Source organism: Paenalkalicoccus suaedae (assembly GCF_006965545.2).
Lineage (GTDB): Bacteria > Bacillota > Bacilli > Bacillales > Salisediminibacteriaceae > Paenalkalicoccus > Paenalkalicoccus suaedae.
The window spans coordinates 2,820,634-2,845,009 of record NZ_CP041372.2; the positions used below are offsets into that span (position 1 = coordinate 2,820,634).

A 24,376-nucleotide genomic window follows, 5' to 3' on the forward strand; every position below is an offset into this window, starting at 1 on the left:
AACTTGCTCTTCATAACTATGTACTTCCTCTTCACAACAGCGGTGGTTCTTTTCATTTTGACACTTAAAATAGATATATACTTTTGAGTAAATTTAGGTTTAGGTTTTGACCTTGCACTTAAGCTTAACCAGCATTTGAATTTACCCTAGCCCTATAGAAGCTCAGGAGGAGGCAGACTCGGAGAATGCCCGGAGACAATTAGTAGGAATAGGCTTGCGATGAGACCACGCAGGAAGGCGCTTAGGAGGAGACATAGTCGACTCCTGCCTGACGAGTAGGCTCATCGTAAGACCCTACTAATGTCAAAGGGCGTTCGCAGAGCTGACTCCTCTTACCCTTAATATGTAGTAAAACTGAACGAAACTAGTTGACTTTTTAGCAATCAAGCTCGAAGAGCTAACGCACTAAACTAGTTGTCCCTTCACCAATCAAAAGCTAGCCTAAATAACAAAAAAAGCTGCCTCACAGGTTTCTACCTGCGAGACAGCTTTGCTTTTGTTTCCTTCAAAAACGTATTACGATGATTTTCTCATGAAGCCTTTGTATCGGCGATCGATCATTTGGCTCTCGATTCGCTTCATCGTATCAAGGGCTACCCCTACGACGATGAGGAGTCCGGTACCACCGATTTGAATCGATGGTGGGAGTCCAGCTGCGCTACCTGCGATAAGCGGTAGGATTGCAACTGTAGCAAGGAAAAGAGATCCAACGAACGTAAGACGATAAAGTAGCTTTGTGATGTAAGCTTCTGTCGCTTTACCTGGGCGTACACCTGGAATAAATCCATTTTGACGCTGTAAGTTTTGAGACATTTGCTCTGGGTTCATTTGAACGAACGTATAGAAGTATGCGAATGCAATGATGAGAGCGGCATAAACAATCATTCCGTACACATTCGTATAGTCAAATACGCGAACGACCCACTGTGCTACTGCACTTTCTGTACCAAAGAAATTGGCTACAGTTGGTGGGAAAATGAAGAGTGACATCGCAAAGATTACCGGAATAACCCCTGCTGTGTTAACTTTTAATGGTAAGTGAGACGACTGGCCGCCGCTTGGACGTCCGCCAGCTGTTAATTGCTTTGCGTATTGTACAGGTACTTTACGCTCCGCCTGCTGAACGTAGATAACTCCAATAACAATCGCAAGGATCGCAAGAAGAATGAGTGCGACAATGACGATATTAATGAACAGTGCTTCACCTGGGTTTGCTAAGTATGTCGCATAAAGTTGCATAACTCCGTTTGGAATACCGGCAGCAATACCTGCGAAGATGATGATAGAAATACCGTTACCAACACCGTTAGCAGTGATCTGTTCACCTAACCATAATAGGAAGGCTGTACCCGCAGTTAACGTGATTGCGATGAGTAAATACGTGGTAAACGATGGGTTTGGAACAAGTCCTGGCATAATGTTGTTAAATCCAATGGACATACCAAGTGCTTGTACAAACGCGATACCGATTGTACCGTAACGTGTTACCATAGCAAGCTTTCGTCGACCTGCATCTCCTTCTTTTGCCCATTCAGCAAATTTAGGAACAACGTCCATACGTAAAAGCTGGACGATAATCGAAGCCGTTATGTACGGCATAATACCCGTTGCAAATATCGAGAAGTTCTCCAGCGCACCACCGCCAAAAGTATTTAAAAAGCCTAGTGCTGCAAAGTTATCAAAGTTTACGGCGTCGGCGTTAACTCCTGGTGCCGGAAGATGAGCCCCGATTCGGAATACGATCAGTATTCCTAAAGTGTAAAAGATTTTATTCCGTAAGTCCCCTACACGGAACATATTCTTAAGTGCATCAAACATAAACTCCACCTCTACTCTTTCCCCAAAATAATGCCGTGCGGTCCGTTCCGCTTCTCATATAATACCATACATAGCGTACTAGATTGCACTATAATTTTGCGAAAATTGGAATATAACCTAAGATTTTTTAGCGCTTACTTTTTAGCCTGTCTTTAGTCTCTCTCATTGTCTACTTAAATAAACGACCATATGACACGTTTAGATCATTTTTTTGATAAGAAACTACCATCAAAAAACAGACCAGCACTCGCCTAAGGCATGCTGGTCTAGCTTATCTATTCTACTTCGCTTCCTCAATCGCTTGTACGTAGGCTTCTTTTGACTGGAGCCCTGTTAATTTCTTTTCGCCAATAAAGAAGGTTGGAACGGCTGTCACGGCGTCTTCCATGCGCGCTCGCTTTAAATGAGCCTCGCGCTCTGCGCTAAACTCGCGGCTTGATACAGCAGCCTCAAACGCTTCGCCATCAAGGCCAACGTCTTCTGCTACCTGACGAAGCACGTTAATATCGCCTATATTTAAGCCATCTACATAAAATGCCGTGAAGACCTTATGCGCATAGTCGTTGCCACGACCATGCTGCTTACTAAATAAAAGACCTTCATGTGCAAGATATGTGTGTGGGTGTGGATCAGTCATATTTAAATGCATCGTCACGCCTAGTTGCTGTGCCCAAGGTTCAATCGACTGCTTCCATGCACGTTGAATGTAATCTCCTTTTGGACTTAACGTTTCTGTTGGATAAGGTCGTAGCTCGAATGGAAGCCATTCAATCTCGAAATCCTTTCCTTCTAATGCTTCGAATAGCGGAGCCTCCGCTAAATAACAAAATGGTCAAACAAAGTCACTATAAATACGTACTTTTACAGTCATACGTGTTCCCTCCATTATTCAAGATATCTCTATCATAGCAGAATCCGTGTGCACCAAAAAAAGAAACGTCTCATGCAACTACCTCGCATGAAACGTCTCGGCTAATTTCATTTATTAACTAACGACTCGTTCCTTCGATGTGCGAATACTACTTGCCTCTACAACATCACCTGTTACCGCAAACGTAACAACTTCAAGCCCGCTTAGCGCATCCGATGTACCTCGCACTATAACAGCCTCGCGACCATCATATCGCTCCACCGCTGACACAGCCTCCACCGTATTTTCTAACGAAGAAGGTAGCTTGTTTGCCGTCACGAGGAAATACGAATCGGCGGTCTCAGCCACATTAGCAGTAGCTCGAGGTAGCTCCGAACTCTCAGGCTCCTGCTCACTCGTCCCCGTCCAATGGTTGATGACATCCTCGATGATCGCGCTTGCCGTCGGGAATTTACCAGCGCCAGGCCCTTGGAATAATAGCTGACCGACAATACTTCCTTCGACATGAATACCGTTATTGACGCCTTCGACGCCATAAAGTGAATGGTCGCTTAAGACAAGCTTTGGCTCTACAGACGCGACCACACCCTCATGCGCCTCAATCGTGGCAACATGCTTGATGCGTGCGTCAAACCGTTCTGCCAGCACTAAGTCACGTACATCCACGCCTCGAATACCGCGCGGCTTATCCGCTGCCCATACAGGCGCCTGACCGTAAAGCCAATGGCTAATGATTGTCGACTTGTAGTACGCATCCCAGCCATCAATATCCTTGTCCGGCACAGCCTCTGCGTAGCCGTTCGCCTGAGCCTCCTCCAAGGCCAGATCAAAGGCAGCCCCCTCTTTCCTCATTTTAGAAAGGATGAAGTTAGACGTTCCGTTTACAATCGCCTCTATACGCGTTATATCGTTTGTTTTAAGCGTATGTCTTAGACTCGTTAATATTGGGATTCCTCCAGCTACAGCCGCTTCAAAATACAGTCTGCAATGATAGATCTTTGCGAGCGCTAATAGCTCTTCGCCGTGCTTCGCCACTAGTTCTTTGTTGGCTGTTACAACGGTGATCCCGTTTTGAAGGAACTGTCTCACTAATGGATAAGCTGTCGTAGCATCTGTCGTCACTTCAACGACCGTATCCACGTTTGCTGCTAGCACATCGTTGACGTTGTTTGTTACGAGCGTTTCCTCTGAAACTGGTCGAATCTTATTCGTATTCTTTACAAGCACGACTGGAATTCGAAACGATCCGCCGATTAACTTTTCGATTTTGTCCCGCTTTGCATACAGCGCTTCATAGACGCCGGTCCCTACTGTTCCAAAGCCGGCAATTGCTACGCGTTTTTCTTTTGCCACTCGGAAGCCACCTCCTTCTGCATCTTTTCGATCTCTTGTTGTTTTAATAGACGACGTAAGATCTTGCCACTAATTTTCGTTTTCGGTAGCTCTTCCACGATTTCAATCTCACGAGGTGCCGCGTGTGCTGCAAGCTTCGTTTTCACAAACTGGCGAATCTCTTCAGTAAGACCGTCATAGTCCGAATAGCCATGACGTAGCGTAATGAACGCCTTAATAATGTGGCCACGAAGCTCATCTGGCTTCCCGATTACGCCCGCCTCTGCTACAGCAGGGTGCTCAATGAGCTTGCTTTCTACTTCAAAAGGTCCAACTTGTTCGCCAGCTGTTTTGATTAAATCATCGTCACGTCCTTCAAAAAAGACGTAGCCATCTTCATCTATGCGAGCGGTATCTCCTGATAAATACCAGCCATTGTCCGTAAAGTAGGAATCAAACTTCTCTTTATTTTTCCAGATCTCCTTCATGAGTCCAGGCCATGGTGCTTTAACAGCAAGCTTGCCAACCTCATTGGCAGGCAGTGGCTCATTATTTTCGTCCAAAATCCCTACAGTCACGCCTGGGAAAGCACGTCCCATCGAACCTGGCTTAATGAGGGCGGACGGGAAGTTAACGATGAGATGTCCACCAGTCTCCGTCATCCACCACGTATCGTGAATGCGAGCGTTGAAGACATCCTTTGCCCAATAAATCACTTCGGGGTTAAGTGGCTCTCCTACGCTTAGTAAATGGCGGAGAGACGTTAAGTTAAAGTCTTTATAGAGGTCGCCTTCGCTCATAAGCATGCGGAACGCGGTCGGTGCGCTGTACCAAATTGTTACGCCAAAGCGTTCGATAAGGCTATACCATTCTTTTGCATCAAAGCGACCACCGTGGATTACTACCGTTGCTCGGTTTAACCAAGGCGCAAACACGCCATACACACTCCCTGTCACCCAACCAGGGTGAGAGGTGCACCAGTACACATCGTCGTCATGCACGTCTAACACGTATTTACCGGTGATGAGGTGGTGCGGTAACACCTTTTGTGCATGTAAGACACCTTTTGGCTTACCAGTAGATCCTGACGTGTAATGAATAAGCATGCCATCCTGTTCGTCTAACCAAACGATTGGCGAGTCCGCATCCTCGTACTGCTGTGCTTCACGATCAAACTCCTCGATGTCCCACGTTTTAAGTAAAGAAGGAACGTCATCAAACGGTACTCTCTTCACAAGATTCTCGTCTGTAATCAAATACTGCGCTTCACAATCCTGCATTCTCTCGCGAACCGCATCCTCCATAAACGCTTCAAACAGTGGTCCTGCAATTGCCCCTGCTTTGATCGCTGCTAAAATCGTAAAATAGCACGCCGGAGATTTCGGGAGGAAAATAAAGACGCGATCTCCCACCTTCACACCAGATTCCTTCAAGACGTGCGCGTAACCGTCCGTAATGTGCTTTACTTCAGCAAACGTGAATGTCTCATCGTGATCACCATCTGTAAAAAGAAGCGCCTTTTTATCGCCATAGCCTTCCGCAACGTGACGGTCAATACATTCGTAAGCGGCATTCCATTTGCCAGAAGGTGCCTGAGATAGTTCTTGTAGCGCATGATCCCATGTAAATAGCTCTTTTGTATTCTCATAGCTTTGAAGGTTAGCACGTTTTGCGATTGTTTTGTCTGCTTCGATATGAGTACGTTCGATTTCTACTTGTGCCAATTGTTACGCCTCCCTCACAACTTTCGGACGGATTGGTTTACGTCCGATTTCTAAGCTCTCTAGTATTTGCGATTTTACTTTTGCAAGCTCTGTATCTGCTTTATCTCTTGGTTTTGGCTGATTTAGCTCAATATTTTTATATAGCTCTCCCGGCTGTCCTTTTAAAATAACAACGCGATCACACAGCGCTAATGCTTCATCAATATCGTGTGTCACGATAACCATTGTTGGCTGGTAGTTATCCCACAGGTCTAAGACCATATCCTGCAACTGTAGCTTTGTAAATGCATCAAGTGCACTGAACGGCTCATCGAGTAGTAGTGTTGATGGCTCTGTTACGAGTGCTCGTGCAATTGCCGTACGCTGAGCCATTCCTCCAGATAGTTGCTTCGGGTAATGCTTTTCAAAGTCACTGAGTCCAACAACGTTTAAGATTTCTCTTGCCTTTGCGTAGTTTTCTCTTTTAGAGCCTGTTAGTCCAAAACAAACGTTATCAATAACCGTCAACCACGGCATTAATCGTGGCTCTTGAAAAATGACACCTAGTTCACTTGATGTTCCACGCTTTTCTTTGCCATTAACACGTACCGTGCCGTCATAGCCTGTATCAAGACCTGAGATTGCTCGTAGTAGCGTACTTTTCCCACATCCACTTGTACCAAGCAGACCAACTATTTCTCCTTGTTTCACCTCAAACGAGATATCATTCACGGCAAGCTGTCCTTTAAACGTTCTGCTGACTTTTTCTACTTGTATACTCATTGTTATCCGCTCCTTTATTGTTGACCGTTTAAGTTATCCTGCCAGTGCAGGGCGCGCTCTTGAAGTTTTTTGAGTAGAAAGTCTGTAAGCTTTCCTAAAATCGCAAAGAGGACAATACTCGCTAAAATCGTATCTGGTCTAAATGTGTTTTGCCCGATCACGAGAAGGTATCCTAGACCTTGGCTTGCTCCTAGTAGCTCTGCTGCTACAACAAACATCCAGCCAAGTCCAAGTCCACTTCTAAGACCGATTAAAAAGGATGGTAGAGATGCTGGTAAAATGATGCGACGTACTAGTTGGAATGTGTTAAGTCCGTATGCTTTTCCTACTTCAATTAATTTTCTGTCAACGGACTGAATCCCACCAACTGTGTTCAAATAAACAGGGAAAAATACACCGAGTGCGATTAGTGTTACTTTAGACGGTTCTCCAATTCCAAGCCAGAGGATGAATAATGGTACCCATGCAAGCGATGGAATCGCGCGAATTGCTTGGATCGTTGGATCTAGTAGTGCTTCAATCACTTTGGACATAGCAACGAAGGAGCCAATGACTAGTGCAACGGCTGTCCCCCAGAAGAAGCCCCAAAGAATGCGGTACAACGTAATTCCGATGTGTCCCCAAAGGGAGCCATCGGCTGCAAGTGCAGTAATCGTTGCTAAGATAGTAGAAGGTACTGGCACGAGCGTTGTGTTGATCAGCTCTAGCCTACCTCCAATCTCCCATCCGGCTATTAGTAGTGCTGGGAATAAAAGGCCCAAGACGACCCGGGCTAGATGGGACGGCATCGCCTTGCTCACCTTCTTCTGTTTCGTCTCTGCTGTATTTAAGGCTTTCTGATTCTCAATTTGCTGTCCCTGTGTAAGTGCCATGAGTCGTCTCCTCCTTTACATTCGTAGTTTAGTTAATAACACGTTCTGCATAAGCTGGATCAATGAGGCTGTTTACAAGTTCCTCAAGATCTAAGCTTGCATCTAAATTACCTGATTCCTGTAACACTTCACCAGCGGCTGTCAACGCATCAATGTGCTCCTGACCTGGCTGTGGATTACTAAAGTTGTTTCGCTCTAGCTGAAGTGCGGCTACCTCTTCACTAATTCCTGCTTCATCTACTAAAATTTGAATCGTCTCTTCTGGATTTTCTTCCACCCATTCACGAGCTAGCTCATACGCTTCAATGACTTTATCAACCGCGTCTGGATACTGCTCCGCGAATTCTTCTCTTACATTAAGGAAGCCGTACGTATTAAACGATTCGTTGCGGTAAAATAGCTCGGCGTTCGTCTCTACTTCTTGACGAGCCATGTGTGGATCAAGGCCTGCCCAAGCATCAACATCTCCGTTTGCCAGTGCACTAGCACCGTCTGAGTGCTGAAGTGGCACGACTTCAAGATCGCTCTCCGTTAGACCAACTTCGTCCAATGCTCGGATGAGGAAAATATAAGGGTCTGTACCAGGTGTTGCAGCGACTCTCTTTCCTTCTAGTTGCTCGACAGTATCAAGGTCACTTCCCTCGTTTGTCACGAGTGCCGTCCATTCTGGCTGCGAATAAATGTACACGTTTTTGATCGGTGCGTTATTTCCTTTTGCCATTAATGCAGCTGCACCAGCCGTTGAACCGAAGTCAACGCTTCCTCCTGATAGGAATTCAAGTGCGCGGTTACTACCTTGGCTTAGTACATATTCAAACTCGACGTCTTCTCCTTCAAATACTTCATCGAGGAAGCCTTGCTCCTTTAGTACAAGACTAGTTGGAGAATAAAACGCGTAGTCTACCGTAATTGTTTCGGGTGTTGACGAGTTGTCGTTCGTATTTGCTGTTCCTGCTTCTGTGTTTGATTCGGAGCCACATCCTGCAGCTACTAATCCTAACGCTCCGATACTAAGTCCTAATAATGTCTTTTTCATACTCGTCTTCACTCCGTTTCTTATATTTCACACGCGAATGTGGATATTGTCCCTCTTAGTCGTTGTGCCTCTTTATACGTACAGCGGTTGTGGATAACCTCAAGCCCTGCATCCTTCGCGATCGATGCCGCCTCTTCTGAGATAACTCCTTCTTGTAACCAGAAAATACGTGGCTTCACTTCCGCAGCTTCATGGGCTAATTCAATGGCTGCTTCTGGGCTTCTAAATACTTGAACAATATCAATCGGTCCTTCAATGCTCTTTAGATCAGGGTATGATTTTTCCCCGAGAATTTCTGTTTCTCTTGGATTGACTGGGATAATCTTATAGCCAAGTCGTTGCATCTTACGAGCAAGTCGGTGACTTGGTCGTGACGGTGTACCACTTAGTCCAACGACTGCGATTGTTTTAATGCGTGTCGTATTATTTTCCGTTACATTTGGACTTTGTAGCGCCCATTTGATAACTCCTTCGTCGTTAATAACGGTGTTATCTGAAGAATTACCTTCGCCTGTTGCAATGGCTAGAGCGCGATCTAAGTCTTTCTTCAAGTCTTCAATATTTTCAAGTCCAACGGACAGTCGAACGAGATCTTCTAGTACACCTGTCTTCTTTAGATCGTCACCAGTTAACTGCTGGTGCGTCGTTGATGCCGGGTGAATGATCAAGCTCTTTGCATCCCCTACGTTTGCTAAGTGAGACCAAAGCGAGACATTATTGATTAAGTCTCTGCCTGCTTGGCGTCCACCTTTAATTCCGAAGTTTAGAACGGCACCTGCTCCGTGTCTTAACAGCTTCTTCGCATTTTCGTGAGCCGGATGAGATTCAAGCCCTGGGTACGATACCCAATCAACTGCTGGATGCTTCTCTAAGTACTTCGCAAGCTCTAACGCATTCTCGTTATGACGAACGATGCGTAGATGCAGAGTTTCTAACCCTTGAATAAGCTGAAATGCGTTATATGGGCTCAAACACGGACCAAAGTCTCGTAGTAGTTGCACGCGTAATTTAGTAATGAAGGCGAGAGTCCCAAAGTCCTTAGCGTACACGATGCCGTTATAGCTTGGGTCTGGCTCGTTAAACACTGGGAACTTCTCTGACTGCCAGTTAAAGCGTCCTCCGTCGATTACTACACCACCGATTGTTGTACCGTGACCACCGATCCACTTCGTAGCGGAGTGGACCACGATATCAGCACCTTGCTCAATTGGCTTCGCTACATAAGGTGTTGCGAACGTGTTATCAATGATGAGTGGAATGCCTGCTTCGTGCGCCACATCTGCTACAGCCGGGATGTCAAGCACGTGAAGACTAGGATTCCCGATTGTTTCAGCAAAAACAGCCTTTGTATTCTCATTGATCGCCTGACGGAAGTTATCTGGATCAGTCGGATCAACGAACGTGACGTTAATACCGTATCGTGGTAGCGTGACTGCGAATAAGTTGTAAGTCCCGCCGTAAAGATTTGTCGCTGCAACAATCTCGTCTCCAGCGCTTGCTACGTTTAAGATGGATAAAGAGATCGCAGCCATACCGGACGATGTTGCAACAGCCGCTACCCCTTCCTCAAGTAATGCCAATCGCTTCTCAAGAACATCAACCGTCGGATTTCCGATTCGGCTGTAAATATTCCCCGGCTCATCTAACGAGAATAAGCTTTCTGCGTGATCGGTATCGTGGAAAAGATACGATGTTGTTTGGTAAATCGGTACGGCCCGCGCCCCAGTTGTTGGATCTGGTGATTGTCCTCCGTGTAAGATAACTGTCTCCGGATTGTACGTTTCAAAAGAATTGTTATTTGCCATTGGTAAATCCCTCCGTTTTAAGTTGACTTTCCTTATCGGAAAAGTAAGTTTAAAAGTTGTACGTGTTTCGTTGATTGCTACTCTTTTTAGGAAAAAATCAATAAAAAAATCTCTCTATCGAAAGATAGAGAGATACGGGTTCAGTAAAGAAACTCGTCCTCTCTCATCTTTCAGCGTTTTTATGAACGCTGATGGAATTGGCACCATACATCATACATATGAGTATGTGTTGGTTGCCGGGCTTCATAGGGCCATTCCCTCCGCCACTCTTGATAAGAGATCATTAAGTTATAATTGGTTAAATTTTTAATTAATGTGAATCTTAACACGGTTAAACAGCTACGTCAAATGTTTATTCGACTTTTCTAAAAGTTATTCACCTTTTCGTGAAAAACGATTAGTTGTCTGTTAGTCCGCGTTGATTTGTATGAGTCGTAGCTTATCATGGTTTGACTCGGTATGTCAAAGGATTTGACAGAATAATTTAAAAAGTTTCTTCTATTATAATAAGTAAGCACTTACATTGGTAAATGAGGGTTGTTTGATACAGTTTATGTGTGATTTGTGGTTTGGTGCAAGGTCAAAGTCAAAATCAAGGGCGGCACCTTCGGCGCCCCTGCGCGTCGTTTGCTACTACCGTGGTTGCTTGCTCAACTATTTTGCCCGGCCAGCGGCCGTGCAAAAGGATTTTTGCTACGCGGAAGGGCTACCACTGGTAGTTACGCAAACGACGCTTCGGGTCACCTACGGTAAGGTCATTATAGATAAATAATTTGTAAAAAAGTTAGTCAAACTCTACCCTATTGAGAGAGATTGGTGAGCTCTTCAGAGGGGCTGTGCTGAATTTAAAGGTGGTGGTGCTAAAATCAGAGGCTGTTGTGATAAATTTAGGGGACTTTGTGCTAAAAAGCGAGCATGTTGTGCAAAAATGTAAATAAATTAGGTGGTTAATGTTCGTTTAAGGTGGACTGTCTCTGCCACAAGGACGTATGCTAATACGTTATATAAGTCAAATTGCTAAAGTGCCAAATTGGGAGTGCAAGTATAAAAATCAAAAGCATCTCGTTTGTTCCTTCGGCTTTTATTCGTGACTCTCACTGCTCATTTTACGTCTCTACGTCATTCGCGACTAATTAAATTACTTCCACTTTTAATAAATAACGCCACATCTCGAATACGAGATGTGGCGTTTTAAGCTATTAATCCTGATCCGTTACCGCACCCTTCGCCGACGAAGCTACGAGACGCGCATACTTTGCCAAGACACCAGTCTTGTAACGTGGCTCTGGCTGTTGCCACTCACGCTTACGCTGTGCAAGCTCTTCGTCACTCACGTGCATGTTGATCTCTTGTGTATCGCTATCAATCGTTACCTTATCTCCTGTGCGCAGAAGTCCAATCGGACCACCTACCGCAGCTTCTGGAGCTACGTGACCGATTACGAAGCCATGTGATCCACCAGAGAAGCGTCCATCTGTCATAAGCGCAACCTTCCCGTTTAGGCCTTGTCCAACGATCATTGCTGTGACAGAAAGCATTTCTGGCATACCAGGTCCGCCCTTCGGCCCTACGTTACGGATAACAACTACGTCACCAGCTTTAATTTGACGGTTTTCAATAGCAACCGTTGCTTCCGCTTCACTATCGTACACCTTCGCGATTCCTTCAAAACGGCTAATTTTTTGACCAGACATTTTCGCCACAGCACCCTCAGGAGCTAGATTTCCCTTCATTACAACTAATGGACCTGTTGGCTTAATTGGCGTATCAAAAGGAACGATAACCTTCTGACCTTCTTTAAGTGGTTCTGCTTCGGCTAGATTTTCTGCTAGCGTCTTGCCTGTGACAGTTAAGCAATCGCCGTGCAACAAGCCATGCTCAAGAAGTAGCTTCATCACAGCCGGCACGCCGCCCACTTCATACAGATCCTGCATGACATATTGACCGCTTGGCTTTAAGTCCGCGATAAACGGCACACGCTTACGTACTGTCTCAAAATCGTCGTACGACAAATCAACGCCAGCAGAGCGAGCCATTGCGATTAAGTGCAAGAATGCGTTCGTCGAGCCACCAAGTGCCATCACAACCGTAATTGCGTTCTCGAACGCTTCTTTCGTCATAATGTCACGCGGATAGATGTCCTTCTTAAGTAGCTCAATCACAAGCTCCCCAGCCTGGCGACATTCCTCTTCCTTATAATTGTTCACAGCAGGCGTCGAGGACGAGCCAGGAATACTCATACCGAGCGCTTCTACCGCTGATGCCATCGTATTGGCCGTGTACATCCCGCCGCAGGCACCAGCACCCGGACACGCATTACACTCTACTTTATGCAGCTCTCCGTCATCGATAATCCCTTCCTGATACTGCCCAACCGCTTCAAAGGAGGAAACAATATCGATGTCTTTCCCATTTAATTTACCGGGAGCAATCGTTCCACCGTATACATATACAGCAGGTAGATTCAGTCGACCAATAGAGATAATACAGGCAGGAGTCGTCTTATCACAGCCTCCAATTGCCACAAGCCCGTCAAGAGCTTCGGCACTCATCACTGTCTCAATAGAATCAGCAATAACTTCACGGCTAGGAAGAGAATAGTTCATTCCCTCGTGCCCCATCGCAATGCCGTCCGCAACCGTAATCGTATTAAAGATCATCGGTGCTCCACCACCTGTTTTCGCGCCACCTTTGGCACTAATCGCAAGCTTATCAATATGTACATTACACGGTGTTACCTCACTCCACGTGCTGGCAATACCGATCATTGGCTTTTTAAAATCCTCATCCGTAAATCCAACCGCGCGTAACATCGACCGGTTTGGAACTCGGTTAACTCCTTCACTAATCACCTTACTGCGAATCCGCAAATCTTTTTCTTCACTCATATGTGTCATCCCCTTCATGCTATGTCAGATAATATGCGTAAAAACTATAGTTCTTATCATAACTCATTTTTAGAAACAGACGCAACGAGTTTTCTGAATAAACGATTTTTTCTGAAAATGTAAGCGGTATCAAGGCATTGAGATTTGCGAACTACTAGAAAGAAAGCTACACTAAGACGTAGATGAAATTAGAAAGGAAGATGATGATGACACAGGAAGTTATTGATTATTTGAAAGAAAATGAAGAGCAGCTTTTGCAAAAATTACATACGTTTTTAGAGATCGAAAGTGTAAGTACGGATGCATCGAAAAAACAGGAGATGGAGAAGGCCGTCGACTTTTTAACTGGTTATCTGCGCGACATCGGATTTACGACAGTCGAGCGTAAAGATACGGGCGGTCACCCCCTCGTGTATGCAGAATGGACAGGAGCTGAAGATGCTCCAACGGCGTTATTCTACGGTCACTATGACGTGCAACCAGCAGATCCATACGATCTATGGGACAGCGCGCCATTTAAGCCGACGATCCGCGACGGAAAAATCTTCGCGCGTGGCGCAAGCGACGATAAGGGACAAGTCTTCATGCACTTGGCAGTTTTCGAAGCATATTTAAAAACGCAGGGCTCCCTGCCGATCAATGTCAAGCTCGTGATTGAGGGCGAAGAAGAAATCGGAAGTGGCAACCTCTATCCATTCCTTGAGAATAACCAAGAGCTACTAAAAGCCGACTTCTCCCTTATTTCCGATTCTGGAATGGTCGATAAAGGCATCCCTACTATTCTATATGGCCTAAAAGGATTCACTGGTCTTGAAGTAACTCTAACTGGTCCTAACCGCGACCTGCACTCTGGTCTTTACGGTGGTGCGGTGAAAAACCCTGCAATGGCTCTCGCGCAGCTTTTAGCTGGCATGAAGAACGAAGACGAAGAAATCACGGTCCCAGGCTTCCACGATGGTATCGAAGAGCTGTCAGTTGGTGAGCGTAAGCTGATGAATGCAGCACCAGGCGAGAATTTTGTTTCCACAACAGGTGTCCCAGAGGAAGCGCCAGAGAAGGGCTTCACAGCCAAAGAGCACACGATGGCCCGCCCGACTTTCGAAGTCAACGGTATCTTTGGTGGCTATCAAGGCGAAGGAACTAAGACGATCATTCCATCGAAAGCGACAGCTAAGATCACGTGCCGCCTCGTGCCCGGCCAGGATCCAACGCACGTGCAGGATGCACTTGTCGCTTACATCGAGGAGCACGCGCCAAAAGGCGTTCACGTCGATATCAAGCGCGAAGCCCTATCTGCTAAAGCATACAAGGTCGACCCGAACCATCCGCTTTTAGAAAAGGCCGCTGAAAGCTACTCCGCAGCCTTCGGACGCGAGACAGTATTTGTCCGCCTAGGTGGTTCGATTCCAGTTGTCGAGACAATCGATTCCCTCTTTGGCATTCCAGTCGTACTGCTCGGCTTCGGAACACCAGAGGACAACCTCCATTCACCAAACGAAAGCTTCCCATTAGAGCACTTCTCTAAAGGAATGGAAGTCCTTGCAACGTACTATCATGACGTAAAGAACGTGTAAGAAAAAGCTTTATATGTAGTCATTTACTGGGCGAGAATGTCTTGCCCAGTTTTTTTATATGTGAATCGAGTTTGATATTCTAGGAGTTTCTAATGGGAGCGGATTACTTTCACTCGCAAGTGGTTTACTTTCCTCCCTGAACGGTTTACTTTTCAGCCCGAGCGGTTAACTTCCCCCACAAACGGATAACTTCTCCCTATGAACGGATACCCCCCTCTCTCTATCCGTATCACTAAACACTCCATCCACTATCACAACCAACAAAAAAACAGAAGCCTCATCGGCTCCTGCTCTCCTTATACTTTAGGTAAGAACGGCTTGTTCATATAGTGGTACACGAGCGCCATAAAGATTGCGCCACCTGCAATGTTTCCGATTGTTACTGGAATCAAGTTATAGAACATTCCTTGAATCGTGATAACCTCTGACTGATTTAAGACAAACGCAATCGCAAAGGTACACATGTTAGCAATACTATGCTCGTAACCGGAAATGAAGAAACAGAATACAAATAAAAGCATTGCTACAATTTTTGCCACATCATCCTTCATCGACATTGGCACAAAGAAAGCCATGCAGATGAGCCAGTTACATAAAATAGCTCTAAAGAAGAGTTGCATCTGCGGATCCGTCATCTTTTGTTCTGCTACCGTCATCAAAAATCCATTTACTAACGGATCGTCAAATAGTCCAGTTGTAAAGATTAGACCCGCAAATAGAATCGCCCCTAACACGTTTCCTATGTACGTCAATGCCCATAGCTTTCCTACTAACGCCCACTTCATTTTTTTCCTTATAGCGGTGTACGTATGATAAAAAGTGTTCCCCGTAAATAAATCCGCCCCGCCGTATGCGATAAGTATAATTGCAACTCCAAAAGTTAACCCTGCGAGTGGATACGCCCACGGTGACCCTGCATTATAAAAGAAGCTTCCTGTGCGGAAGGATACGATAACACCAAATCCGATAAACATACTTGCAAGCATCGCTCGGACTAAGTATCTGCCGATTCCGCTCTCATATATTTGGACTTTCTTAAATGATATTTGTTCGACTTGCTCGAGTGATTTAATTTCCATTTTGCATTCCTCCCTGACTCATCATACGCCTTTTTATTCCCTTTGAATAGGGAGAAAATTATTTTTGCTCACCCCTTCACAAATAAAGCGTTTTCTTATGGGAGAGTAAGGCTCAGTGGCGCGATTCTCTCTTCTAAAGTTCGAGAATTCTGTGTATTCCCATTCCCCTGTAAAACAAAAAAACAAGCGTAGGAATTCCCCCACACTTGTTTTTCTTAATTTGTAAAATACTCAATATCTCTGTCAGCAAGCAGACCATTAATAAACGCTTCCGCTTCCTCATCTGCAGCGTCTAGATCGTCCTCAGCACCTTCTAAACCAATATTGTCCGTTACGAATGAGCTGATCAACATTTGTGTCTCCTGATAAGGAATATAGTACTCGTAGAAATAATCTTCCGCAGAAACATCTAAATATTCCGCTCTCACGTTGATAAACTCCTCATCCTCTTCAAGCAAAAAGTCATTTGAACTCTCTGGCATATCATAGCCTGCTATAATTGCTTCTTGCGCAACAACTTCTTCCGCGACATATTTTTCTACAGCCGCATCTAACGTATCTTCCGAGTAATCTTGAAGGAGGAACACATCTTCTTCTGTCACTTCTACTCCATCAATGGATGCAACCACGTTCTCATCTAGCGCCGCTTCCTCATTCTCAGAGCAGGCCATCAGTAATACGCTAGCCCCAATGAGCATCATTATCTTTTTCATTTTGATCTCCCCCTCTACTGTCTCTATGTATGACATACGCACAAGCACAGACTAAAGTTCCCTCTTTCAAACGCTTACCTATTTATCTTTACCTGGATGAAACGTTGAGGAAGCCGCTCCAATTAATAGACGATTCTCTTAGATGGCACCAATATAGAGGAAAAAAGCCAAATAAAAAACCACCATATAAATTATATGGTGGAGACGGTGGGAATCGAACCCACGTCCAGAGATAACGCAACAGAAGCGTCTACGAGTGTAGTCAGTTAATTATCATTCGCCGATACTTCAGCCAACTAACAGGCTTCCGTATGACTAACCTGATTAATCTCTTCTACGTTTCCTCAGGTGGAGGATCCGTAGCGTATCCCACTATAAGTGAGTCCCTGATCCTTCACATGGGTGATGAAGGGAGGAACCGCTAACAGGGTTTTTACGCCGCTGCTAAAGCGAAATTGTTATCTTCTTTGCCAACTATAGGCGATGGGCGTTTTATACGAGGACACCCAGCTCGACTCGCAACTTAAGTCCGACCTATCCCTGTCGAATCCAGAACGTCCCCATAAATGAGACATCAAGGATTAAACTTACTCTTCCTTAACGGTATCTTCTATTATAACAAATGTGCAGAGCCTGTCAACTTTTTAAAAAACTAATGCTAAACCGTACTTTCATTCAATAAAGCAATAGTAAGTCAGCTCTAACCTTCCCTCACAAAAAAGCTCTAGAGCAGGCAGACTCGGAGGGCATTCGGAGACAATTAGTAGGAATAGGCTCTGGATGAGATCACGCAGGAGGCCTTCAGGGTAAGGCGATAGCCGCGCCCTGCAGGGCGAGTAAGCTTATCCAGAGACCCTACTAATGTCGTAGAGTGCCCGCAGAGCTGACTGCTATTACTAAATTAAACTCCATAACCCGTTTTAAACTAGTTGGCACTTTATCAACAATAAAGCTCGAAGAGCTGGTCTTATTCCTTAGCAAGTTGGCTTTTAGCAAATAGCCCTTAAGCAACTATCTACCCAGATTGTCATCCTTAAACGCACGCTGAATCTCACGCTTCGCATCCTTCTTCTTCAGATCCTCACGCTTATCGTACTTCTTCTTACCCTTACCTAACCCAATCAAAAGCTTCGCCACACCATTTTTAATATAAATCTTCAGTGGTATAAGCGTATAGCCCTTTTGTTGTGTCAGACCAATAAGCTGATTAATCTGCTTCCTGTGAAGCAACAGCTTACGAGTGCGATCAGGGTCGTGATTGTACCGATTCCCCTGCTCATAGGGACTAATGTGCATATTGTGCACCCACGCTTCTCCGTTCGCAATACGTGCGAAGGAGTCACGCATATTTACACGACGGTTACGAATGGATTTGATCTCCGTGCCAGTTAGCACCATACCTGCTTCATACGTTTCCTCGATGTGATAATCATGATTTGCTTTTTTATTTTGCGCAATTGGTTTACCGTCATTTGCCATCGTGACACCTCTTCTCCTCTACATTCCTTAAGCGAGACAGAAAGGGGGATCCCCATCCCCCTTAACAAACGCTAGTCTCTGTTCCGCTTTATCTTTTTCTTTTGTTTCTTTGGAAGCCCCTCATAAAACGGCTTCTTTTTCTTTTTACCGTTTGACAAGTTCAGACCACTTTGGCTCTTTTGCTTCGGCTTGTCCGTGCCTCCGCTCTTGCCAGTGCTCTTCCCTTTTCCTTTGCTTTCTTCCTTACGTCCACCTTTTTTAGAGCGTGACTTTCTCTTATCACTCTCTATCACAAACGGACGATCCTTACGGCGATCCGCCTTACGCTTTTTCATCCCAACGATCTCAAAATCAATGATGCGCTCATCAACGTTTACATTCACAACGCGCACTTCAATTTCATCGCCAATACGGAAAATATTGCCGGTACGTTCGCCGATCATGGAATACTGACGCTCCTCAAAGCGGTAGAAATCGTCTGTCAAATAGCTAACGTGCACAAGGCCTTCAATCGTATTTGGAAGCTTGACGAACAAACCGAAGTTAGTGACACCACTTACAAAGCCGACAAACTCTTGTCCAACCTTGTCTTCCATATACTGTACCTTTTTTAGCTCGTCTGTTTCACGTTCGGCATCCTCTGCGCGACGCTCCATTTGAGACGCATGCATCGTAAGCTCAGGGAGCTTCTCATGCCAGTGAGCAACCACGTCATCGCCCGTATTACCTTCAACTAAATACGTACGAATAAGTCTGTGCACGATAAGGTCTGGGTAACGGCGTATTGGAGACGTAAAGTGTGAATAGAAGTCAGCTGAAAGACCAAAGTGACCCACGTTCTCCGGATCGTACTTCGCCTGCTTCATAGAGCGAAGCATGAGTGTTGAAATAACCGCTTCCTCTGGCTCTCCTTTAACGCTATCTAATAGCTCCTGCATCGCACGTGGGTGAATCGTATTTGCTGTACCTTTCACCACGTAACCAAAGTTTGTGATGAACTCCAAGAATTGCTGAAGCTTATCTTCATCTGGATCCTCGTGAATACGGTACACAAACGGTAGTTTTAGCCAGTGGAAGTGCTCCGCAATTGTCTCGTTCGCACATAGCATAAACTCTTCAATTAATTTTTCAGCCACAGAACGATCGCGTAATACGATATCCTCTGGAGTACCGTCCTCATTGACTAATACTTTGGCTTCTTTAAAGTCGAAGTCAATCGCACCGCGACCAAATCGCTTCTGACGTAAAATCGCCGCGAGCTCCTCCATATCCTTAAAGAATGGCACGAGGCTCTCATAACGTGCCGTAACCTCTTCGTCCTCGTCCTGAAGAATCTTGCGCACGTCTGTGTACGTCATGCGCTCGGTTGTGTTAATAACGGCTTCATAAATATCGTGGTTCACGACCTCACCGTTTGGTGTAATCTCCATGTCACAGGAAAGCGTCAGACGATCTACCTGTGGGTTTAGCGAGCAAATACCGTTAGAGAGACGGTGTGGAATCATTGGAATAACGCGATCCACTAAATACACACTTGTCGCGCGCTCATACGCCTGTTTATCAATCGGCGAGTCCTCTTTGACGTAGTGAGAAACGTCGGCGATATGCACGCCAAGTAAGAAGTTACCGTTATCAAGACGTTTTACTTGAACGGCATCGTCTAAGTCCTTTGCGTCTGCACCATCGATTGTTACGATCGTTTCGTTACGCAGGTCCCGACGACCTTCTAAATCCGATGGATCGATTGCATCTGGGACGTTGTTTGCCTGTTCAATAACATCCTCAGGGAATTCTCCTGGTAAGCCGTGCTTGTGAATAATCGAGATGATATCCACGCCAGGATCGTTTTTATGACCGAGGATCTTTTTTACGTGACCCTCTGCGCTTTTACGACCTTCAGGATATTGCGTAATTTCAACTAACACTTTATGTCCATCGACCGCTCCAAGGGATTGACCTTTAGGAATAAAGATGTCGGCTGGAATACGCTTATCGTCAGGGACAACAAAACCATAGTAGTTATCATCGGAATACGTTCCTACTGTTTGCGTAACACCCCGCTTCACGACGCGGATAATAGTGCCTTCTGGACGCGCGCCAATCGATTCAGGCTGCACACGCACGAGAACCGTATCCTTATTCATTGCGCCATTCATATCTGTTGGCGGGATAAAAATATCATCCATGCCTTCTCCAGTACGAATAAAAGCGAAGCCCTTCGGGTGCATGATTACTTCACCCTTTTGGAGGTTCATTTTTTCTGGAGGACCGTAGCGATTCGAACGCGTGCGTACGAGCTCACCCTCCTCCTCCAATTCATTCATAAGCTTGACGCATTCTTTGAATCGGTCTGAATCTCCGAGTCCAAATTCATCTTCTAAATCCTTCACAGTAAGAGGCTTGTCCACCTCTTCTTTAAAATATGCTAATAATGTTTCTTTCGTAAGTTCTCTCATAATAATTATGATGGTCTCCTTTCAATTGGTGAGACCAGATTTTACTTACACGCTCCAATCTAAGCTTTCTAAAAAGGCGTGTACATCAACATGCAGCTGGTCTCTTTCTTTATCTAATGTGATGACGTGGCCGGATTCTTCGTACCACTTTAATGTTTTGTTTTCTGCTTCGACAGCGTCATGAATAAACGTGGCACTCTTTGGGTCGATCATTTCATCATTTCTCGCCTGTGCTACAAACGTTGGCGTGTAGATCATATCTACATGATCTCGTACATCTGATACGAGCTCGCGTAGTTCCTTTAATGTTCCCATATGAGTTCCTTCAAAGGCTTCCATTTCTTTTTCGATCTGTTCTTCGTCTTTTCCTTCATACTTTTTATACTGACGAGCATAAGCTAGTACGCCATCGTAAAGCTTTTTCTCGTTATTTGTATACATTGGAGAACACATCGTAAAGATGCCCTTAACCGGTAGTGTGTACCCGAGCTTCAAAGAAAATACTCCGCCGAGCGATAGACCACCAACGGCAATCTCCTCATAGCCTAAATCCTTTAAATGCTGGTACCCTTTTTGAACATCCTCCCACCAGTCTGATGGGCCTGTTTTTACAAGCTCTTCTGGAGGTACCCCGTGTCCCTTCATATGCGGAGCGTGAGAGCTATAGCCCTTCTTCTCTAAATAGCGCCCCATCATACGAACATCTGCTGAATTACCAGTGAATCCATGTAAGAGTAATACAGCTCTTTTACCTGCTTCAATGGTAAACGGTTTCGGTTGTGCGATCTTCATCATCTACGTCTCGTTCCTTTCTCGCTGTCGTTGAATCTAAAAATTCATCTATTTTGTCAATTAGCTCCTGCTTTTCTTCCCCAAACCAAATGTAGTGCTTAGCGTTAGGGAAATAAAAAATCTGTTTATCCTCTGACTGAATGTGCGAATAAATGTAGTCCGCGCTTTTAGGCGGTACTAATCCATCACTCTCCCCTTGAACAATCAGCGTAGGCACATCAATATCGTCAAGCGCGTGGCGTAATTTACGCACAAGCTTGGCGAATTCAATTGTCGCTGAAACGGGAGTGCGTTTTACTTTATCTAAATAGAAGTGGTATAGTTCGTTCTCTTCAAGCTCGCCGCGGATCCCCTCCATGAACCACCCAGTAGCATCCTGTGCGATCTGCTTAGGATTTAAATAGTAAACGGCAGAGCTTATTAAAACAAGCTTTGTAACTGGGTATTTAGCTGCGAGATAACCGGCGATGACACCGCCCATAGAAAAGCCGATCACATATACGGTATCACAGCGTTTAAGTAGCTCTTCAAGTGCTACTTCTGTTTTATATACCCAATGCTTGTATGAAAATTGTTTAAGGGATTCTTTTGTTCCGTCGTGGCCAGGGAGCTCTGGACAATAGACCATCCAGGACTTGTCTTCAAGATGTTTGACAAGCTCATTTACTTCCTTGGGATTACTCGTAAATCCGTGCACAAATAGGCATCCGATCATGATACGTCACCTTCTCTTAGAAGTCATTTTCTTTAGACTATTCCCATGAAAGGCAAAGGATAATCACGGATTTTAGTTATGCACCATCCACTTGTAAAGCTAACACCGATTCCTTTATTTTACGAAACAATACGAGAAAAAGCAGCAGAATGATATCTGCTGCTTCGTTGCTTCCTGATTTACAAGAAATATCCTAATGCAAGCGCAATAATAAAGAAAATAGTCCCTAAAACAGCTGTAGCCTTACTTAGCACAGCTTCTAGACCTCGCGCTTTTTGCTTCCCAACAAGCTGCTCAGCCCCACCTGAGATTGCGCCAGATAGACCTGCGCTACGGCTTGACTGAAGAAGCACGGTAACAATTAGCAATATGGATACGATAACAAGCAATACAGATAGAAAAACTTCCACTAACTCCACCCCTTTTAAAACGAACATCTATACCTTGCCATACTATAGCATGAATTGGACGTTTTGGCAAACGGTCTCCTATACGAGGGACACGGCTCTTCCCTCTTTCGCAGACTGATAAAATGCATCAACAAGTTGCTGGACAAACGTCCCCTGCCACGCCTCTACAATAGGCTTCGCTTTCCCATCTAATACATCAAACACGTGCTCCATTTGTCGTTCATAGCTTGATCTCGCATCCGTCTTGTGGATAAACGCGGGCGTCGTGTCTAACAGTTGCCCATACTTTTCCCCAAAAAGCTTAAGAGGATTCGTCTGTGACCCACCTTTATCCCCAAGTAGCTTGACGTTAAGCTCCTCCTCCTGCTCCACGTTAGCTGCATAAGCCGTCTCAAGCGTGAGCGACATCCCATTCTCAAATCGAATCGAGCCCGCCACAAAATCCTCCACGCTAAACGTTGCCGGATCCCACTCTCCAAGCAGTCCTACACCAGGCTTTTTACCGAGCCGCTGATGCGTCATCGCCATCACCTCGGTTGGCTTCTGGAAGTCCGTCAAATACATCGCTAAATCCAGCATATGTACGCCAACGTCAATGAGAGGACCGCCCCCTTGCAACTCCTTGTCCGTGAATGCGCCCCAGCCCGGAATGCCGCGCCTCCGCACCGCTTGTACGTTCACGTGATAAATATCCCCAAGCTCTCCAGACACAATCGCTTTTTGGAGAAACATCGTTTCAAGATTATAGCGATGATGATAGCCGTAGATGAGATGTTTGCCTTTAGACGTTGCAAGCTGTTCCATCATAAGCGCCTCCGCAGCATCCATAGCTGGCGGTTTCTCGCACAGGACGTGACATCCTGCTTCTAGCGCTTCCATCACATAAGCCGCATGAAATTTGTTCGGTGTTGCGACCAGCACGAGGTCAAGCTCTATATCGTGAAGCATCTTCTTCACATCCGTGTAGACGTTCGTAACGTGAAATTCTTTCGCTGCTTTTTGGGCCGTCGCTTCGGTACGTGAGCAAACGGCTGTAATCTCCGCACGTGGGTCCTTTTGAATGGCGGGCATATGTACAGATCTAGCAATGTCACCTGAGCCAATAATGCCAACGCGATAGGTCATGGTAGGGCCTCCTTTAAGTTTGGGCGTTCTGTCTTCACTATAGCGGAAATGGCGTTTTTTGGGAAGGATAGTATGTTGGAGGGCAAGATCAAGGTCAAGGGCAGGGGCAAGGGCAAGGTCAAGGGCGGCACCTTCGGCGCCCCTGCGCGTCGTTTGCTACTACCGTGGTTGCTTGCTCAACTATTTTGCCCGGCCAGCGGCCGTGCAAAAGGATTTTCGCTTCGCGGAAGGGCTACCACTGGTAGTTACGCAAACGACGCTTCGGGTCACCTACGGTAACGGTTAAAATACAGTCCTCCACTTCTTTTTTATAAGTTACGAGGCGAAAGGACGTTGCCTCACTTTTCTTTTGTAAGATGGATGCATAAATGGGGAGAGCTTTGATTGCGGAATACTTCTTACACAATGCGTTCTACTTCTATTAAATTCCGATTTACTTCGTTTATATTGCGTTTTATTTCTTCACATTTCCACACTACTTCTTTTTAGCGAACTAGTTGAACCAACTTCCGAGCTGTTTCAAGACCGTTTCGCAATACTTTTGGCAATTTGCGTCTTACTTCTCATAAGTTACGTTTTACTTCTTGTTTCAATTAGTTTTTCATAGTGATGAGAACACTTTGTTCTAAACAAAAAAGTAGAATGGTTATTCTCCACGTATTTGTAATTGAACTCTCGATTCACTAAGATTCTACTTTCAGCCTTCCCTTTTAGAAGCAAGAGAGCAGGCAGACTCGGAGAATGTCCGAAGACAATTAGTAGGAATAGGCTCTGGATGAGATCACGCAGGAGGCGCTTAGGGTAAGGCGGCAGCCGCGCCCTGCTGACGAGTAAGCTCAGACAGAGACCCTACTAATGTCGCAGGATGTTCGCAAAGCTGACTGCTCTTCCCCAACATATTGAGAAAAACGGAACGAATCTAGTT

18 protein-coding genes, 1 other RNA gene, 1 pseudogene and 1 riboswitch are annotated in these 24,376 nt (G+C 45.4%); of the genes and pseudogenes, 1 reads left to right on the plus strand and 19 read right to left on the minus strand.

Annotated elements, in window-relative coordinates; all coding sequences use genetic code 11:
- Positions 1-516: 516 nt before the first annotated feature.
- From secY to ilvD, 9 genes and pseudogenes are all read right to left on the minus strand, one after another.
- On the minus strand, positions 517-1,818 hold the full coding sequence (secY, locus tag FLK61_RS15140; RefSeq protein ID WP_176010209.1) for a preprotein translocase subunit SecY: 1,302 nt from the start codon (positions 1,816-1,818) through the stop codon (positions 517-519).
- 280 nt (positions 1,819-2,098) lie between these two features.
- Positions 2,099-2,638: pseudogene (locus FLK61_RS15145) on the minus strand (DsbA family oxidoreductase); the annotation flags it as partial.
- A 165-nt stretch (positions 2,639-2,803) separates the two neighbouring features.
- Positions 2,804-4,042 (minus strand): homoserine dehydrogenase, encoded by a 1,239-nt coding sequence (locus tag FLK61_RS15150; protein WP_176010211.1) that lies wholly within the window; start codon positions 4,040-4,042, stop codon positions 2,804-2,806.
- Entirely contained in the window at positions 4,021-5,730 is a 1,710-nt protein-coding gene (gene acsA, locus FLK61_RS15155) for an acetate--CoA ligase (RefSeq protein ID WP_176011260.1), read from the minus strand. The genes FLK61_RS15150 and acsA overlap by 22 nt, the downstream gene beginning before the upstream one ends.
- Before the next feature lie 18 nt (positions 5,731-5,748).
- Positions 5,749-6,507: an ABC transporter ATP-binding protein gene (locus FLK61_RS15160; RefSeq protein ID WP_176010212.1), complete on the minus strand. Its 759-nt coding sequence runs from the start codon at positions 6,505-6,507 to the stop codon at positions 5,749-5,751.
- A 14-nt stretch (positions 6,508-6,521) separates the two neighbouring features.
- A complete protein-coding gene (locus FLK61_RS15165) occupies positions 6,522-7,379 on the minus strand; it encodes an ABC transporter permease (RefSeq protein WP_430708769.1) in 858 nt (285 codons plus the stop codon).
- Between the two features lie 28 nt (positions 7,380-7,407).
- Positions 7,408-8,415, minus strand: coding sequence for an aliphatic sulfonate ABC transporter substrate-binding protein (locus FLK61_RS15170; RefSeq protein WP_176010213.1), 1,008 nt, complete (start codon positions 8,413-8,415; stop codon positions 7,408-7,410).
- Positions 8,416-8,435: 20 nt separating this feature from the next.
- Positions 8,436-10,220: a PLP-dependent aspartate aminotransferase family protein gene (locus FLK61_RS15175; protein WP_176010214.1), complete on the minus strand. Its 1,785-nt coding sequence runs from the start codon at positions 10,218-10,220 to the stop codon at positions 8,436-8,438.
- Positions 10,221-10,380: 160 nt separating this feature from the next.
- Positions 10,381-10,499: riboswitch (SAM riboswitch) on the minus strand.
- Between the two features lie 920 nt (positions 10,500-11,419).
- A complete protein-coding gene (gene ilvD, locus FLK61_RS15180; RefSeq protein WP_176010215.1) occupies positions 11,420-13,108 on the minus strand; it encodes a dihydroxy-acid dehydratase in 1,689 nt (562 codons plus the stop codon).
- A gap of 206 nt (positions 13,109-13,314) precedes the next feature.
- Between ilvD and FLK61_RS15185 the strand changes: the two genes are divergently transcribed.
- Positions 13,315-14,682 carry a dipeptidase gene (locus FLK61_RS15185; protein WP_176011262.1) on the plus strand — a complete coding sequence of 456 codons (1,368 nt, stop codon included), beginning with the start codon at positions 13,315-13,317 and terminating at the stop codon, positions 14,680-14,682.
- Between the two features lie 296 nt (positions 14,683-14,978).
- Here the strand turns inward: FLK61_RS15185 and FLK61_RS15190 are convergent, their stop codons facing one another.
- The 10 genes from FLK61_RS15190 to FLK61_RS15235 all read right to left on the minus strand — a co-directional run bounded on the left by FLK61_RS15190 (position 14,979) and on the right by FLK61_RS15235 (position 23,857).
- On the minus strand, positions 14,979-15,761 hold the full coding sequence (locus FLK61_RS15190) for a formate/nitrite transporter family protein (protein ID WP_176010216.1): 783 nt from the start codon (positions 15,759-15,761) through the stop codon (positions 14,979-14,981).
- Between the two features lie 215 nt (positions 15,762-15,976).
- Positions 15,977-16,474, minus strand: a complete 498-nt coding sequence (locus tag FLK61_RS15195) for a hypothetical protein (protein ID WP_176010217.1) — start codon at positions 16,472-16,474, stop codon at positions 15,977-15,979.
- 196 nt (positions 16,475-16,670) lie between these two features.
- Positions 16,671-17,036: a transfer-messenger RNA gene (ssrA, locus tag FLK61_RS15200) on the minus strand.
- A gap of 449 nt (positions 17,037-17,485) precedes the next feature.
- Positions 17,486-17,953 carry an SsrA-binding protein SmpB gene (gene smpB, locus FLK61_RS15205; RefSeq protein ID WP_176010218.1) on the minus strand — a complete coding sequence of 156 codons (468 nt, stop codon included), beginning with the start codon at positions 17,951-17,953 and terminating at the stop codon, positions 17,486-17,488.
- Between the two features lie 71 nt (positions 17,954-18,024).
- Entirely contained in the window at positions 18,025-20,409 is a 2,385-nt protein-coding gene (rnr, locus tag FLK61_RS15210) for a ribonuclease R (protein ID WP_176010219.1), read from the minus strand.
- A gap of 45 nt (positions 20,410-20,454) precedes the next feature.
- Positions 20,455-21,201 carry an alpha/beta hydrolase gene (locus FLK61_RS15215; protein WP_176011263.1) on the minus strand — a complete coding sequence of 249 codons (747 nt, stop codon included), beginning with the start codon at positions 21,199-21,201 and terminating at the stop codon, positions 20,455-20,457.
- Positions 21,167-21,916: an alpha/beta hydrolase gene (locus tag FLK61_RS15220; RefSeq protein WP_176010220.1), complete on the minus strand. Its 750-nt coding sequence runs from the start codon at positions 21,914-21,916 to the stop codon at positions 21,167-21,169. Before FLK61_RS15220 ends, FLK61_RS15215 begins: the two co-directional genes overlap by 35 nt.
- 179 nt (positions 21,917-22,095) lie before the next feature.
- On the minus strand, positions 22,096-22,326 hold the full coding sequence (secG, locus tag FLK61_RS15225) for a preprotein translocase subunit SecG (RefSeq protein WP_176010221.1): 231 nt from the start codon (positions 22,324-22,326) through the stop codon (positions 22,096-22,098).
- Between the two features lie 78 nt (positions 22,327-22,404).
- Entirely contained in the window at positions 22,405-23,451 is a 1,047-nt protein-coding gene (locus FLK61_RS15230; protein ID WP_176010222.1) for a Gfo/Idh/MocA family protein, read from the minus strand.
- Between the two features lie 232 nt (positions 23,452-23,683).
- Entirely contained in the window at positions 23,684-23,857 is a 174-nt protein-coding gene (locus tag FLK61_RS15235) for a hypothetical protein (protein ID WP_176010223.1), read from the minus strand.
- Positions 23,858-24,376: the final 519 nt, after the last annotated feature.

Coding starts and splice junctions, on each gene's coding strand:
- FLK61_RS15230 (WP_176010222.1), bottom strand. CDS start 23,451: ATGACCTATCGCGTTGGCATTATTGGCTCAGGTGACATTGCTAGATCT.
- rnr (WP_176010219.1), bottom strand. CDS start 20,409: ATGAGAGAACTTACGAAAGAAACATTATTAGCATATTTTAAAGAAGAG.
- secY (WP_176010209.1), bottom strand. CDS start 1,818: ATGTTTGATGCACTTAAGAATATGTTCCGTGTAGGGGACTTACGGAAT.
- FLK61_RS15190 (WP_176010216.1), bottom strand. CDS start 15,761: ATGGAAATTAAATCACTCGAGCAAGTCGAACAAATATCATTTAAGAAA.
- FLK61_RS15215 (WP_176011263.1), bottom strand. CDS start 21,201: ATGAAGATCGCACAACCGAAACCGTTTACCATTGAAGCAGGTAAAAGA.
- FLK61_RS15175 (WP_176010214.1), bottom strand. CDS start 10,220: ATGGCAAATAACAATTCTTTTGAAACGTACAATCCGGAGACAGTTATC.
- FLK61_RS15185 (WP_176011262.1), top strand. CDS start 13,315: ATGACACAGGAAGTTATTGATTATTTGAAAGAAAATGAAGAGCAGCTT.
- FLK61_RS15160 (WP_176010212.1), bottom strand. CDS start 6,507: ATGAGTATACAAGTAGAAAAAGTCAGCAGAACGTTTAAAGGACAGCTT.
- smpB (WP_176010218.1), bottom strand. CDS start 17,953: ATGGCAAATGACGGTAAACCAATTGCGCAAAATAAAAAAGCAAATCAT.
- FLK61_RS15220 (WP_176010220.1), bottom strand. CDS start 21,916: ATGATCGGATGCCTATTTGTGCACGGATTTACGAGTAATCCCAAGGAA.
- FLK61_RS15195 (WP_176010217.1), bottom strand. CDS start 16,474: ATGAAAAAGATAATGATGCTCATTGGGGCTAGCGTATTACTGATGGCC.
- FLK61_RS15170 (WP_176010213.1), bottom strand. CDS start 8,415: ATGAAAAAGACATTATTAGGACTTAGTATCGGAGCGTTAGGATTAGTA.
- ilvD (WP_176010215.1), bottom strand. CDS start 13,108: ATGAGTGAAGAAAAAGATTTGCGGATTCGCAGTAAGGTGATTAGTGAA.
- FLK61_RS15165 (WP_430708769.1), bottom strand. CDS start 7,379: ATGGCACTTACACAGGGACAGCAAATTGAGAATCAGAAAGCCTTAAAT.